This window comes from Halobellus sp. H-GB7 (assembly GCF_030848585.1).
In the GTDB taxonomy this organism is placed as follows: Archaea; Halobacteriota; Halobacteria; order Halobacteriales; family Haloferacaceae; genus Haloquadratum; species Haloquadratum inordinatus.
This window is the reverse complement of the sequence record NZ_JAVDDW010000015.1, coordinates 25067-39035: the sequence shown is the minus strand read 5'-3', so window position 1 is coordinate 39035 and position 13969 is coordinate 25067. Positions and strand designations below refer to the sequence as shown.

The window sequence follows — 13969 nt, the reverse complement described above, 5'->3', positions numbered from 1 at the left end:
TGCAATCTCGTTTTCTCTCGGCGTAACATCCGATCTAACGACGGTGGGCGTGTGATTTCCAGTCGAAATAGGGGGGTTTCACCGATGGACGAGGACACGCAACCCGGCGATGGGAACGACCCTGAGGACCGAACCGATAGCACGCAGAGTCGCACGGATTCCGAGGGAGACGCTCAGTCGCATTCGGAGCGCGCCGATCCCTCGACAGACTCCGGCAGATCGACTGACGACGACAGTGCTGCTCAGGAACCCGCGGATCGTGAACCGGTCACCGCCGAGGACATCGACATCGAAGAGAGCATCGGACCGACGGACGCGAGTTCCATCGGCGTCGGGGACTCGTCGGCCGGATCGACCGACGTGAGTCTCGACGAAGTCGTCCTCGACGACGACGGCGACAGCCAGGGACTCTTCGACGACCTCCTCTCGGGGGAACCGATCTTCGAGAACAAAGAAGTCCTCCGACCCTCTTACACCCCCCACGAACTCCCTCACCGCACCGAGCAGATCAATCAGATGGCGACGATTCTCGTCTCGGCGCTCCGCGGCGAAACTCCGTCGAACATCCTGATCTACGGGAAAACGGGAACCGGAAAGACGGCCAGCGCGAAATTCGTCAGCCAGGAACTCGAATCGACCTCGAAGAAGTACGATGTCCCCTGTGAGGTCGAGTACATCAACTGCGAGGTGACTGACACCCAGTACCGTGTTCTCGCCCAGCTCGCGAACAAATTCATCGAGAAGAACCAGGAGGTCATCGAGACGGAACTCGACGAGCTGAAACAGCTCCGTTCGCGCGCGGCCGACGACGCGACAGCCCTCGTCGAAACCCGTTTCGACACCGTCGAGGCCGTCGCCGACCGGATCGAGCAACTCGAATCCGATCACGACGAGATGGAACCCGTCCCGATGACGGGGTGGCCCACCGACCGCGTGTACTCGACGTTCTTTGACGCCGTCGACTACGAGGAGCGCGTCGTCGTGATTATGCTCGACGAGATCGACAAACTCGTCGAGAAGTCCGGCGACGACACGCTCTATAACCTCTCGCGGATGAACTCCGAACTCGACAACTCACGGATTTCGATTATGGGGATCTCGAACGACCTGAAGTTCACTGACTTCCTCGATCCCCGGGTGAAATCCAGCCTCGGTGAGGAGGAGATCGTCTTCCCTCCCTACGACGCGAATCAACTCCGCGATATCCTCCAGCACCGCGCGAACGTCGCGTTCAAAGACGACGCGCTCACCGACGACGTCATCCCGCTGTGTGCCGCCTTCGCGGCCCAGGAGCACGGAGACGCTCGCCGCGCGCTCGATCTGCTCCGAACCGCGGGAGAACTGGCGGAACGCGGTCAGGCCGACACCGTCGAGGAGGCCCACGTCAGGCAGGCCCAGGACAAGATCGAACTCGATCGCGTCGTCGAAGTCGTCCGGACGCTCCCCACGCAGTCGAAGATCGTCCTCTTCGCCACCATTCTGCTGGAGAAGAACGGCGTTCACAACGTCAACACGGGCGAGGTGTTCAACATCTACAAGCGACTCTGCGAGGAGATCGACGCCGACGTCCTCACTCAGCGCCGCGTGACCGACCTCATCTCGGAACTCGATATGCTCGGTATCGTCAACGCCGTCGTCGTCTCCAAGGGACGCTACGGCCGGACCAAAGAAATCTCGCTGTCGGTCCCGATCGACGAAACCGAGGCCGTCCTCCTCTCTGACTCCCGACTCGGCGACATCGAGAACGCCCAGCCGTTCGTCCAGGCGCGGTTCGATAACTGAACACCCCTGGTTTCGGGTGGAACGGCCGTCTCCACCAGAATCTCTGTTTCTACTAGCGGGACCCGTTTCCACCCGAAACGGTGCCCTTTGGTCTTCCCTGACAAACGCTCTTGCCCGCCAAACGCTACTATAATAGCCTTGGCGACGCACCCTTCTGACGGATGTTCGACGAGATTATGGAGAAGTTCGAGGGAAGTCCGAGCCAGCAGGCGGTCATCCGCCTCCTCCTCGAACGTGGTTTCTCGGTCAACGACGACGGGCGGGTCGTCTCCGGCGGTATCGAGATCCCGAACACGGGGATCGCGCGCGAGATCGACGTCGACCGGCGCGTCGTCGACTCGACGACGACGGCAATCCTCGAGGACGAAGAGCTCAGACGCATCTTCCAGAACATCTCGTCGATCCCGAGCCTGATGGATCTCGCGCCCGTACTCGATCTGTCGGTGCTGACGATCGAGCCGAACGACGCCGAGCAGTCCGGTATCGTCGCCGAAGTCACCTCTCGGATCGCCGACCGCGGCATCTCGATCCGCCAGACGATCAGCGAGGACCCCGAGTTCACCGACGAGCCGAAGCTCTACATCGTCACCGACGAGCCGATTCCCGGCGATCTACTGAACGAACTCTCCGGTCTCGCATTCGTCCGCCGCATCAGCATCGCGTGACCTCGGCTTTCTGCTCCCCTCTTCTTGCTCCCGCCTCCCGCTTCTCGCTTCCTGGTTCTCGCCCCCCACTTTCCGCTTCCTGGTTCTCGCCCCCCACTTTCCGCTTCCTGGTTCTCGCCCCCCGCTTCTCGCTTCGTCTCTCGATCGCGTCTCGTCTCTCCTGACCCACCGACGCGAATCCTTTTGAACGATGCCGGGCCTACCACGTGTTGTGACCGACGCTGCCGGCGGATCCGACGCCCGCGCTGACGCCTTCCGGACTGTCGCCGGACCCGGAAAAGCCCGCTTCGAGGTGAAAGGCTCCGAGTTCATCGGCTACGTCGCGCCTGCGAACACCGTCGAGGAGGCCGAATCGTTCGTCGAGGAGATCCGCACTCGCCACCCGGACGCGACGCACAACGTTCCCGCGTACCGGGTGCCAGCCGCCGGGGAAGACGGGGCCAGCAGCACCGGCACTGGATCGTCCGCCGCGACGATGCTCCGCGAGTACCAGTCCGACGACGGTGAACCGAGCGGTTCCTCGGGCAAGCCCGCGCTCAACGTCCTCGTCCAGCGCGAGATCCGGAACGTCGTCGCAGTCGTGACACGATACTACGGTGGGACGAACCTCGGCGTCGGCGGACTGGCTCGCGCGTACTCGCGAGCGGTGAAAGACGCCGTCGACGACGCGGGAGTCGTCGAGACGGTGCCGCACGAGCGCTTCGACGTCACCGTCGCCTACGACGACTCCGGGACGGTCCGCGGACTCCTCGAAAGCGCGGCCGTCGAGTTCGACGCGGCCTACGAAGCCGATGTCTTCTTCGAGATCCGCGCGCCCGTGGACGAGGCATCTGGTCTCCGTGATCGCATCCGTAGCGCGACCAGCGGGCGCGCGAAGATCGAGCACCGATAATACGTCGCCGGCCTTTCTCTCCTCGCCGCACCCGGTATTCCACATCAGACGTGGTGTCCCTGGGGACACCGGCCGCGACGTCCTCAGATATACCGGCCGCGACGTCTCCGGGTGAGTACCTGTCTCACAGGTAGACTCCCGAGTGTTTCGGGGGTGGCTTTCGCCAGCCGCCTCCGATACGACATTCGACCGACTGCGACGACGTTCGAGACGAAATAGAGGGGTTCGATCTGACGCGAGGATCGATAGAATCGTTCGTCTCTGGTAACTGAAACGCCCCTTTGTTTCACCCGGAGATACTTGCCGCCGGACGCTGAAGCGCGCCGTATGGTCGATATCGACTCGGAAACGCTGTTCAACGGCGCGGCGGCGGCTCTCACCACACTCGCCGTCCTCTTTTTCATTCTCAACGTCGAGTTCAACTACTCTCCCGTCTCGAAGGTCGCGATCGTCTTTCTGTTCCTCGCGCTGGTGCTCGCGATCTCCCAGCGAACCGACGATGCTCAACTGACGCTGCTCGGATACGGCGTCGTCGTCGTGTCTGTCGTTGGACTCTTCTTCGACGTCGTGAACACGTTCAACGTCGGCAGCGAACTCACCGTCCTCGGACTGCTACTCCTCGCGGCCGTGCTGTTCGCGCTCCGCACCCGCTTCGACGACCGAAATCACCTCCTCACCGGGAGACAGGCGGCGTCTCTCCTCGGCGTGATCGCGGTGCTGGCTGTCGTCGTCCTCGCTGTCGATATTGCGACCGGCGGACTCGCGTACGAACTCCAACCGGAGAGTCAGATCGAGATTGCTGAATCACCACGCGAAGATCTCCGCGTCGCCTCCGTCGTCGTGACCAATCCGACGCCGCTCCCCGAACGCGTCGAGACGCCGAACTACGCGGCGTGTGCGGCTGGCGACTGGAGCGAGTATCGGCCCCCGTCCGAACCCGGCCGTGAACGACCTTCCGCGCCCCGCGTCCACCTGAACGTACAGGACGGCTACAACGAGCACGTGATGAGTTTCGGCTCGAAGACGTATCCGGTGACGCTGTACCTCGACGCGGCGAACGCGACGGGTGAGACGTTCCGGATCGAACAAACCTCGTCGTGCCCGGACGACGAGTCGGGGACGCCCTATATTGCGATCTACGAGCGCGCGACGGACGAACGACGCGTGTATCCGGTCTGAGCGGGCCGGGTCCTTTTACCCACCGGCCCGAAACGCGCTTCTTCTCAGTCGACGATGATGTCCGCGTCGGCGTCGTGGACGTCCTCGCGGGCCCGTGGCTGCATCTCCATTCGATAGCGTTCGATCCAGTCGGCGAAGCAGCCGGGACAGAGGCGCTGGCTATCGACTTCCGAGCGATCGACGTTCAGTTGGATGGTCCGCGCGAGCGGTTCCTCGATCGGTTCGCCGCAGGCGTCACAGGGCTCGCTGCCGGTCATACGTGTCCCTGTGCGACCCGTCGGTAAAGGTGTTCACGTCGTCTGGGTTCTCAGGTCGTCCGGAACGCCCGGTCGCCGGCGTCGCCGAGTCCGGGCACGATGTATCCGTCGTCGTCGAGGTGGTCGTCGATGGCGACTGTCAGGAGGTCTGCTTTGGGGAACTCGTCCCCGACGCGGAGCAGTCCGTCAGGTGCTGAGACCGCCGAGAGCACGAACAGGTCTGCGGGCTCGGTCTCGGCGACTTCGGTGACGTGGTCGAGGACGGCACACATCGTCGAGCCGGTCGCGAGCATCGGGTCGGCAACGATGACGGTGTCCCGCTCGGTGATCTCCGGGAGCTTCACGTAGTCGATCGAGATCGGGAACTCTCCCTCGTCGTTCATCCCGGCGTTCTCGTCGCGGCCGGCGCTGATCACGCCCTGCTTCGCGCGGGGGAACGCCTTCAGGAGTCCTTCGACGAACGGCGTCGCCGCCCGCAACACGTTGATGATGACGACGTCGTCCAGTCCCCGAACGCGCTCGCCGGTCGTCTCCGTCAGTGGCGTCTCGACGGTGACGTACTCAGTTTCCATCGCGCCGTCGATGATCTCGTAGCCGCAGATCCGACCGAGCTTGACGAGTCCTTTCCGGAACGCGACCTGTTCGGTCCCGACGTCGCGGAGTCGCGAGAGCGTGTCTCTGGCGAGTGCGTGCGTGATCAGATACGCGTCGTCGCGATCTTCGATGGCCATAGGTACAGTCGCCGCTTCGGATCCACATAACTCCGGGGGTCTGCGGCGCGCCCGAGGGACTCCGAGGCCGGCCTCAGCGGGTCATAACGTACGTCACCGCCATAATTACGAGCGCCAACGAGCCGACGTTCACCGGCGTGAACGCCGCGATGCCGACGAGATCCAACCCCCAGACGACCACGGTCGCAAAGAGCGACGATAACACGAGGTTCATCACGAAGAGCACCCGTGGATCGCCCTGCGAAGTAGTCTCCATACTCGGCTCTCGCTCCCGGCCTTCACATATTTTGTGCTGGCGGCCGAACGCCAACTGTGTCCGTCCGAAATCGTGAGGGCGACCCGGTCGACCCGGTGCCGTTCGTCGTCGTCGCCGGCTCCGCGTGGCTTCTGTGTCTCTCCTTCGGCCCGCTGTATCTCGATGCGTTCGCCGTTCCTTGGCCCCGCGGCCTCGCCGTCTCCGTCGCAGCCGCGCTCGCGACGACGGTGTGGGCGTACCGACGATTCGTCTGGACCGTCGACCCGGCGGTCCGCCGCGAACTCCCGGCGGACCTCCGCTTCCGCCGCATCTGCTACGGGGCGCTCGTATTCGGGGCCGTCCTCACTTTCCTGAGTCTGCTCGCGTTCGCGAGCGGGGGGTGACCGAACCTCTCCAGCAACTGTCATCACTGCGCTTTCCCGACCCGCACGCACGAGCGACGCGGAATTAACACTGTTGCGCCGGATCACGTCGGATATGGGGCTGCTCGGAACGATCAGAGACGCACTCGCGGCTTCGACGGAATCACCGAACCGTGGTGACGCCACGTCGTCGACGCGTGGGTCCTACTGGTGCCACGACTGCGCCGAACGGATTCCGGCGCGCGACGTCGCCGACGACGCGTCGCCGACCTGTCCGGAGTGCGGCGACGAGATGGAACTCGAACGGTCTCCCGGATCGACTGGCTGCGCCTGCTAACGCCGGGGGGTCGGGATCCGACCGCATCGCCTCACTCGCCCGGACTCGCGAGGACGACCCTCCCGCCGGGCTCGGTCGGGTAGCGGTCGAGCCCCGAAAGCGTCTCCCACTCGTCTTCGAACTCCGCGTCGGTGAGTAGCGCGTCGTCGAGGCGGTCGATCAGCGCCGACTCGTCGATATCCTGCCCGATGAACACCAGGCCGGTCCGCCGGTCGCCCCACGTCTCGTCCCACTCGTACCCGAGGTCCGATCGGTTGTTCCGGTAGCTTCGCTGCTCGAACTCGGGAAGGCTCGCGATCCACCGCCCCGTCGCCTCGACGCTGGCCGACGCGCCCGCCTGGCTGAACGTCAAGTGCGTTTCCTCGCGTCCGGCAACCCAGAGGTGGCCCTTCGACCGCAACACCGACGCCGGAAGGTCCGCGAGGACGGCGGCGACGCGTTCGGGGTGGAACGGTCGCCGCCGTCGGTACGTGAACGAGGTGATGCCGTAGTCGTCCTCGGGGTGGGTGTGTTCGTGGCCAGCGTGGTCGTGGCCGGTCTGTCCGTGGCCGTCGTGCTCGTGGCGGTCGCGGCTCTGGTCGGTGTGGTCGTGATCGGCGTGCTCGTGGCTGCTTTGGCGGAACTCACGTCCGCCCGTTCCATCGGCATCTGCACCTTCCGCGGCATCCAGTGCTTGTTTCCACCCTGCTTTCTCCGCGGCCGCACCCGGGTCGAACAGGTCCACGCCGAGCACGTCGTCGATCGCGACGTCGCCGTAGGTGGTCGCGAGGACCCGCGCGTCCGGCCGCAGCGTGCGGACCACGCGCTCGACGCGCTCCCGCTCCGCGTCGTCGACGAGGTCCGTCTTGTTCAGCACCACGACGTCCGCGAACTCGACCTGCTCGACGAGGAGGTCCGACAGCGGCCGCCGCTCACCATCGCCGCCCTCGGCGACCGTCTCGGTCGGCTCTCCGTCGGGGCCGAACGTATCCGCGAACAGCCGACTGTCGACGACGGCGACGACCGCGTCGACGCGGTACTTCGCCGCCGCGGGCGACCCGCCGGTGAAAAGGCGTGCCACCGGTGCCGGCTCGCTGATCCCCGACGGTTCGACGACGAGATGGTCGAAGGAACGCTCCTGTGCTAACTGCACGACGGCGGTTTCGAGGTCGTCGCGGAGTTCACAGCAGATACAGCCGTTCGACAGTTCCGTCACCTGCCCGTCGGCGACGGTGAGCTCCGACTCCTCGCTCACGAGGTCGGCGTCGACGTTCAACGCACCCATATCGTTCACGAGGACGGCGACGTCCCGATCGCCCGCACCCGACAGGAGGCGATTGAGGAGCGTCGTCTTTCCCGCGCCGAGGCTCCCGCTCAGAATCGTCACGGGCGTCTGATCCGACGACAGCGACATACTCTCTCTGGGCGCTCCCCCTATTTCAACGTCCGGACGAGTCCCGACCGCGGCCGACTTCGTGCGGCCGTGATTGCGTACGCCGGGCGATATGCTTTTATCTCGGAGACCGTACCTCGCGCTATGTCGCTGGTCGACCGGATCGAACGGTTCCGAGCGCACCTTTCGGAGTGGCTCCGCGGTCTCTATCACGGAATGATCACCCACCCTGCCTACGAGAAAATCGAGAAAGAAGCAGAGGACCTCGAAGACACCTTTATGCTCGCGTGCTTCCCGGAGGCCTTCGGGATTCCCTCGCCAGTGTCGTACTACACTGCGGAGTTGCTTCCGTACCTCGAAGACGAGTTCGAATCCTGGGAGCGCCGGATGTGGGATCGCGGCTCGCTCCTCGAACGAAAGGGCCAGCAGTACCACTTCTGACGATGCGTAAGCACGTATTCTTCGGCGGGAAGGGCGGCGTCGGCAAGACCACCGTCTCCTCGGCGTACGCGCTCGCCTCCGCGCGCTCGGATCTCCGCACCCTGATCGTGTCGACCGACCCGGCACACAGCACCTCCGACGTCTTCGACCAGCAGTTCGACGACAGTCCGACCGCCGTCGACGGCGTCGACGGCCTCGACGCGATGGAGATCGATCCGGAAGCCGAGACCGAGCGCCACCTGATGGAGACAAAGCGCGCGATGAGCGATCAGGTGAGCGCCGCGATGGTCAACGAGATCGATCGCCAGATCGAGATGGCCCACCAGACACCGGGCGCGTACGAGGCCGCGCTGATGGATCGCTTCATCCAGGTGATGCGAGAGGCCGACGAGTACGATCGGATCGTCTTCGACACCTCTCCGACCGGCGGCACGCTGCGATTGCTCTCGCTCCCCGAGATGCTCGAAGGCTGGATCGACCGCCTGGCTCACAAGCGCGAGCAGGCGATCGACCTCTACGAGCGGGCGGCCGTCGGGAACACCGAGCCCCGACGGATGATGGATGGCGACCCGATCCTCGACCGACTCCGGACCCGAAAGGAACGCTTCGAGTTCGCCGGCAGGAAACTGCGGAACGATTCGGCGTTCGTCCTCGTCGTCAACCCCGACGAACTCTCGCTCCGGGAGACGCGCCGCGCGATCGACGAACTCGACTCCTACGGCCTCGACGTCCGCGGACTGGCCGTGAACCGACTCACGCCCGAACCGGATCCTGACGAGGAGGGCCGCGGTGCGCGGTTCCTCCGCGACCGCGTCGCGACCGAGCGCGAGCACCTCGAGGAACTCCACAACTCGTTCGGTCCGCCGGTCGTAGCCGAGATCGAGACACGCGTCTCCGAGGTGAAAGGCAGCCTTCTGGACACGGTGGCCGCCGAACTCGACATCGACGTCGATCGGCCGTCGGCGTCGGCGGACTGACACTACCGGGCAGCACGGGGTGCAGCGTCTCGGCGTCTCGTGGGTGCAACCAGTTACGAACTGCTATCGGACGGGCTGGGCTCCGGACCGGGACGACCGCTGTCGCTCCGATTGCTACCCTTTCGGTAGAGACTCCAGATCCCCCAGTTGACGTGTCTCAGCGTCGTGTCTCCCGTATTGCAGGTTAACGATCGTTAAGATTATACGCTATCTACCCATGGTGCCGTGTGGAGTTACCACAATATGGTCCAGGTAATTTGGCTCGTCGTGGGGATTCTCGCACTGTTCTCGGTTGGGTATTTGGGGTACTCGAAGTACCTCGCCCAGTTCGTAGACCTCGATGACAGCCGCGAGACGCCCGCGCACAAGTACGAAGACGGTCAGGAGTACGTGCCAGCGAAGAAGCCAGTTCTCTTAGGACACCACTACTCGAGCATCGCGGGGGGTGCCCCGATCGTCGGCCCGATCACGGCCGGCGTCCTGTGGGGCTGGGTCCCGGCGCTCGCGTGGATCGCCATCGGGAATCCCCTGATGGGGAGCGTCCACGACTTCTCGTCGCTCTCGGCGAGTCTCCGCCACGACGGGAAGTCGATCGGCTACATCATCGGTGAGTACGTCGGCGAACGCGGCAAGAATATGCTGCTGTGGTTCGCGTTCCTGACGATCATCCTCGTCGTGGCCGTGTTCGCGCTCGTCGTCGCCATCGTGTTCAACGCCTACCCGCAGGCGGCGACGGCCAGCCTCATTTACATCGGGCTGGCGATCCTGCTCGGCGCGTGGCTCTACCAGTTCGACCTGCCGTTCCTGGCGGGGACCGGCCTGTTCGTCGCGCTGATGTTCGCCGGCGTCTGGGTCGGTATCCAGTACCCGCTCGCGCTCGTCCCGGGTGAATACCCGGCGGGAACGATCGTGCTGCTCAGTTCGCAGATGTCGTGGCTCCCGGCGGCGGGCGCCTTCGGCGCGAACACGGCGGCGTGGATCCCGATCATCTTGGTCTACGGTGCGGTTGCGAGCGCACTCCCCGTGTGGGTGCTGCTGCAACCGCGTGACTACCTCTCCTCGTTCCTCCTGTACACCGGCGTCGGCGGCGCGCTTCTCGCCGTCATCGTCGGCACGATCCTCGGTACGTCGAGCCAACCGCTCGTCACCAACCTCGAACCGTTCTACGGCTTCATCGGCCGCAACGGCGCCCCGCTCTTCCCGCTCCTGTTCATCACGATCGCCTGCGGGACGATCAGCGGCTTCCACTCGCTGGTCTCCTCGGGGACGACCGCGAAACAGCTGAACCGCGAGAGCGACGCTCGTCCGATCGGCTACGGCGGGATGCTCGGTGAGGGGCTGCTCGCGACGGTCGCGCTCATCACCGTCGCGCTCGTCGCGCCCGACGTCGGCGGCGGGATCGGACTCGCGCTCCCGACCTTCGCGACCGGCGGCGGCATCCTGCTCACGAGCTTCGGAATCCCGACCTCCTTCGGTGGACCCTTTATGGCACTCGTGCTCGTGAGCTTCCTCCTCACGTCGACTGACACGGCCGTTCGCCTCGGCCGTTACATGATGGAGGAGATCATCGGCACGCCCGAATCCTCGGTGCAGTCGTTCGCCGCAGACCGCTACGGCAACGCGGCGCTCCAGACCATCCCGGCGTACATCCTCATCGCCAGCGGCTCGTGGGCGACGCTGTGGCAGCTCTTCGGCGGTGCCAACCAGTTGCTGGCGGCGCTCGCACTGCTGACGGCGACGGTGTGGCTGGCGAACTGGGACGACTCGAAACAGCTCATCAGCACCGGCGGCCCGATGGCCGTGATGGTCGTCATCACCGTCTCCGGGCTGCTCTGGCTCGCCTTCTACAGCAACCTCTACGCGAAGTTCCTCGATCCGACGTGGATGGCGGGCGCGTCGCTCGTCCAGATGCTGTCGGCGGTGGCACAGATCGTCCTCGCGCTCGTGTTGGTGTATCTCGGACTCGCGCTGGTCCGGATGGGCTACTCGAACATCAGTGCGATTCGCGACGGCGAGGAATCCGGCGGCTTCTCGCCGAGCGACGACTAACCGCACACGCGGCGGATTCTTTTTCTCGGTCTACTCTCTGTTTCCTTCTCGCTCTGCGCTCTCGATCCATCCACCCGGTGTCTACTCACCGCTCTCCCAGTCTCCCCGTCCTACTGCCCTGGATCGAGCCGCTTGGCCACCGCGTCGCGCAGTCGGTCGAGAATCGTCCCCTCGTCCGCCGGCGGGACGTCACGCCAGAGCGCGAACGCCTCGGCGGCCGCCGCGCTCTCGCTCTGTACGATCTCCTCGCGCTCGGGGACGACGACCGCGAGGCCGATCTCGTAGTGACCGTAGTACCCGAACTTCAGCAGCGTCCGGTCTTTGAACGACGCGACGAACTCGGCCACGTCCGGCGGAAGCTCCTCGGCGACGAGGACGAACGTGAAGTCGGTCCCGAAGTGCTCCTCGTCGGGCTCGACCCACGCCTCGTCGTCGGCGAGTTCGTGGCCCAACTCGACGAGCCGCTCCAGTTCTGCCACCGTCGGGCGGTCGAGACGACGCGCGAACACGAACTCGCGATGCTGGTGGTTCGCGTACTCCAGCGAGGGGTGGAAGAAGTGCTTCTGGCTCTTCATCCGCATCTCCGCGAACAGCGGGAACCGCTCGCCGCGGACGCTCTCGTCCTTCGAGAGGTCGTAGTTGAACATCAGCCGATCCGAGACCCGATCGAGGTACTCGTCGTCCCACACCGGGATCTCGTCGCGGTCGATTCCCGCCGCCTCGGCGGCCTCGGCCGGATCGAACGCTTCCGCGGAGTCCTCGGACATCACTCCGCGTCCGACGCTGCGGGGTCGTACGCGACGGCGTCGCCATCGACGGCTGGTGCGCCGACCGCCAGGACGACGAGGTCGGTGTCGGCGTCCGCCGGATTGTACGCGCGCTGGGGACTCTCGGGGTCGACGGCGAATAACTCGTCGGTGTCGACCACGAACGTCTCCTCGGGCGTCTCCACGTGCATCGTACCCGAGAGGACGTAGAACGCCTCCTCCTGTTCCTCGTGATAGTGGTACTTCAGCGGCAGTTGCTCGCCCGGTTCGGCGCGGAAGCGATTGACCGCGACGTTCGAGAGCCCGGCTGCGCCGCCCAGTCGCCGCAGTTCACACGGCCGCCCGTCGGCGGGCGAGACCGTCTCGGCGTCGACCACGTGGTATCCCATACGGGTACGCTTCACACACAGACACAAAAGCCGCTCGGGACCCGTCCGATCGTCCCCGATTTTTATGTCTGTTCCGCGCCTTCGACAGAGTACCGATGCGCACGAACGACAGTGCTGAATCCTGCGGCCGCTGTTCGATGTCCACCGTCGTCGACGCGACGGACTCCGATCACGACGGTCCGTTCGACGGCGACCGTATCGAAGTCGACGACGACGCGCTCCGACGCGTCTCCCCGGGGGCGTGGCTCGGCAGTCTCGTGCGTCGCCTCGACGAGGCGGCCACGCGGTTCGTCCACGGCGAGCGCTGAGTCGCACCGATCGTCCGCGAGACTGACGAAGCCCCGCCGCAGTATCATCCACACGTCGCTGCTGCCTGGTGATTTGCCCGATCAGACCGGGCACTCGCGAGCGAATAGGTAGCTGTTCTCCCCTGTCGAACGCCCGCACGCCGCGGAGTAGAGTTTTATACTTAGCCGTTCCTACCTCGTCCGAGACGATGGAAGAGAGTGTCTCCGGATTCAAAGTTCGGGGGACCTGGGGCGACGTCGTCGAACACGGCGAGCGCATCACGCGTGCCCTGCGCGACGCCGGTGTCGACGGTGAGGCCTTCGAGGAGTGGGACGAGTGGCGACCGAAGTCCCACGAACGGCTCGGCGAGGACGTCAGCAAGAAGACCGCCGCCCAGGCGAGCGTCGCCGAAGGCGAGGGGGAGAAAGCCGGGAAAGCGCCCGACGAGGACCTCCAGACTGCGGGCGAGCGGCTGTCGGAGTCCTACGAGCACGTCGAGGAGGGCGACAGCGACGGCGCCGTCGAACGGTGGTCCGAATCGCTCGGCTACGTCGCGCGCGCGGCCGACTCGGCGGGCCGTCGCGCGCTCCGGCGCGTCGAGAACACGGTCTATCAGCGGGTGATGACCCAACTGGCCCCCTACTACTTCGACAACGAACTCGTCAGCGCCAACATCCAGAAGTCCACGCGCGGCGAGGACGAAGTCTCGTTCATCTTCGAGGTGAACGTCAACGACGACGACCTGAAAGCGGAGGTCAGCGACCGCCTCGGCGAGTTCGACGACGAGGTGACGCGCTGGCACGTCGACACCGAAAAGGAGACCGAGACGGTCGAGGCCGCAGAAGGCGTCGAACCGCCCCAATCCGAGGATCGGTCCCGTTCGACCACCAATTAATCGCTCGTTCTCTGTGGGATCTCGTCTGACCCCTCTCGCACCGACAATAGTCATATCCCTGGCGACGAATGGGAGTGTATGCCAGCGCCACTCCGCATCGAATCGGGCGAGCTAACCGGCCGGGAGATTCTCGACGTGCTCCAGGACGGCCGCCGCGTCGTCGTCGAGGCGGAACTGCTCGGCGGGACGCACGAACTCTCGCTCCGGCACGACGGCGAGATGTACTACTGCGATACACCGACGACGCTGCATAAGCACCCCGACGAGGAGTCGATGCTCACGTGCATCGAGAATATGGGGTACGGACGGACCGAGTGAACCCTGCCCTCG

18 protein-coding genes are annotated in these 13969 nt (G+C 64.9%); 12 read left to right on the top strand and 6 right to left on the bottom strand.

Translation table 11 applies throughout. From position 1 onward, the window contains the following. Window positions 1-84: 84 nt before the first annotated feature. From RBH22_RS16860 to RBH22_RS16845, 4 genes are all read left to right on the top strand, one after another. Window positions 85-1782 (top strand): ORC1-type DNA replication protein, encoded by a 1698-nt coding sequence (locus RBH22_RS16860; RefSeq protein ID WP_306678436.1) that lies wholly within the window; start codon window positions 85-87, stop codon window positions 1780-1782. A 161-nt stretch (window positions 1783-1943) separates the two neighbouring features. Beyond that, complete coding sequence (locus RBH22_RS16855; protein ID WP_256288457.1) at window positions 1944-2447, top strand: amino acid-binding protein; 504 nt, start codon at window positions 1944-1946, stop codon at window positions 2445-2447. A gap of 211 nt (window positions 2448-2658) precedes the next feature. Continuing rightward, a complete protein-coding gene (locus RBH22_RS16850) occupies window positions 2659-3339 on the top strand; it encodes a YigZ family protein (protein ID WP_306678434.1) in 681 nt (226 codons plus the stop codon). Window positions 3340-3666: 327 nt separating this feature from the next. Next, window positions 3667-4518, top strand: a complete 852-nt coding sequence (locus RBH22_RS16845) for a hypothetical protein (RefSeq protein WP_306678432.1) — start codon at window positions 3667-3669, stop codon at window positions 4516-4518. Between the two features lie 44 nt (window positions 4519-4562). On the opposite strand, the gene RBH22_RS16840 is transcribed toward RBH22_RS16845, so the two are convergent. The 3 genes from RBH22_RS16840 to RBH22_RS16830 all read right to left on the bottom strand — a co-directional run bounded on the left by RBH22_RS16840 (window position 4563) and on the right by RBH22_RS16830 (window position 5762). After that, entirely contained in the window at window positions 4563-4775 is a 213-nt protein-coding gene (locus RBH22_RS16840; RefSeq protein ID WP_121570776.1) for a hypothetical protein, read from the bottom strand. A gap of 50 nt (window positions 4776-4825) precedes the next feature. Continuing rightward, on the bottom strand, window positions 4826-5506 hold the full coding sequence (upp, locus tag RBH22_RS16835) for a uracil phosphoribosyltransferase (protein ID WP_306678430.1): 681 nt from the start codon (window positions 5504-5506) through the stop codon (window positions 4826-4828). 73 nt (window positions 5507-5579) lie between these two features. Then, complete coding sequence (locus tag RBH22_RS16830) at window positions 5580-5762, bottom strand: hypothetical protein (RefSeq protein ID WP_121570774.1); 183 nt, start codon at window positions 5760-5762, stop codon at window positions 5580-5582. 56 nt (window positions 5763-5818) lie between these two features. Here RBH22_RS16830 and RBH22_RS16825 point away from each other — a divergent pair, with 56 nt between their 5' ends. Then, window positions 5819-6145 carry a hypothetical protein gene (locus tag RBH22_RS16825; protein WP_256546198.1) on the top strand — a complete coding sequence of 109 codons (327 nt, stop codon included), beginning with the start codon at window positions 5819-5821 and terminating at the stop codon, window positions 6143-6145. Between the two features lie 94 nt (window positions 6146-6239). Next, window positions 6240-6461: a zinc-ribbon domain-containing protein gene (locus tag RBH22_RS16820; protein WP_256546199.1), complete on the top strand. Its 222-nt coding sequence runs from the start codon at window positions 6240-6242 to the stop codon at window positions 6459-6461. Window positions 6462-6492: 31 nt separating this feature from the next. Here RBH22_RS16820 and RBH22_RS16815 read toward each other — a convergent pair whose 3' ends face one another. Continuing rightward, window positions 6493-7854: a GTP-binding protein gene (locus RBH22_RS16815; RefSeq protein ID WP_306678426.1), complete on the bottom strand. Its 1362-nt coding sequence runs from the start codon at window positions 7852-7854 to the stop codon at window positions 6493-6495. Window positions 7855-7977: 123 nt separating this feature from the next. Between RBH22_RS16815 and RBH22_RS16810 the strand changes: the two genes are divergently transcribed. From RBH22_RS16810 to RBH22_RS16800, 3 genes are all read left to right on the top strand, one after another. Further along, window positions 7978-8274 (top strand): hypothetical protein, encoded by a 297-nt coding sequence (locus RBH22_RS16810; protein ID WP_121570770.1) that lies wholly within the window; start codon window positions 7978-7980, stop codon window positions 8272-8274. Window positions 8275-8276: 2 nt separating this feature from the next. After that, the gene (locus RBH22_RS16805; protein WP_121570769.1) at window positions 8277-9251 is read left to right on the top strand and encodes an ArsA family ATPase; all 975 of its coding nucleotides are present in this window, start codon (window positions 8277-8279) and stop codon (window positions 9249-9251) included. Between the two features lie 243 nt (window positions 9252-9494). Further along, a complete protein-coding gene (locus tag RBH22_RS16800; RefSeq protein WP_256288449.1) occupies window positions 9495-11300 on the top strand; it encodes a carbon starvation CstA family protein in 1806 nt (601 codons plus the stop codon). Window positions 11301-11410: 110 nt separating this feature from the next. Here the strand turns inward: RBH22_RS16800 and RBH22_RS16795 are convergent, their stop codons facing one another. Together RBH22_RS16795 and RBH22_RS16790 are read right to left on the bottom strand one after the other, a co-directional pair. Further along, window positions 11411-12067: a hypothetical protein gene (locus tag RBH22_RS16795; protein ID WP_256288448.1), complete on the bottom strand. Its 657-nt coding sequence runs from the start codon at window positions 12065-12067 to the stop codon at window positions 11411-11413. Then, window positions 12067-12456: a cupin domain-containing protein gene (locus RBH22_RS16790; RefSeq protein ID WP_256288447.1), complete on the bottom strand. Its 390-nt coding sequence runs from the start codon at window positions 12454-12456 to the stop codon at window positions 12067-12069. The genes RBH22_RS16795 and RBH22_RS16790 overlap by 1 nt, the downstream gene beginning before the upstream one ends. A 95-nt stretch (window positions 12457-12551) precedes the next feature. On the opposite strand from RBH22_RS16790, the gene RBH22_RS16785 reads away from it, so the two are divergent. The 3 genes from RBH22_RS16785 (at window position 12552) to RBH22_RS16775 (ending at window position 13957) form a co-directional block, all read left to right on the top strand. Continuing rightward, entirely contained in the window at window positions 12552-12764 is a 213-nt protein-coding gene (locus RBH22_RS16785; protein WP_256288446.1) for a hypothetical protein, read from the top strand. A 188-nt stretch (window positions 12765-12952) separates the two neighbouring features. Then, window positions 12953-13639: a DUF5828 family protein gene (locus tag RBH22_RS16780; protein WP_256288445.1), complete on the top strand. Its 687-nt coding sequence runs from the start codon at window positions 12953-12955 to the stop codon at window positions 13637-13639. A gap of 78 nt (window positions 13640-13717) precedes the next feature. Beyond that, a complete protein-coding gene (locus RBH22_RS16775) occupies window positions 13718-13957 on the top strand; it encodes a hypothetical protein (RefSeq protein WP_121570763.1) in 240 nt (79 codons plus the stop codon). Window positions 13958-13969 lie beyond the last annotated feature (12 nt).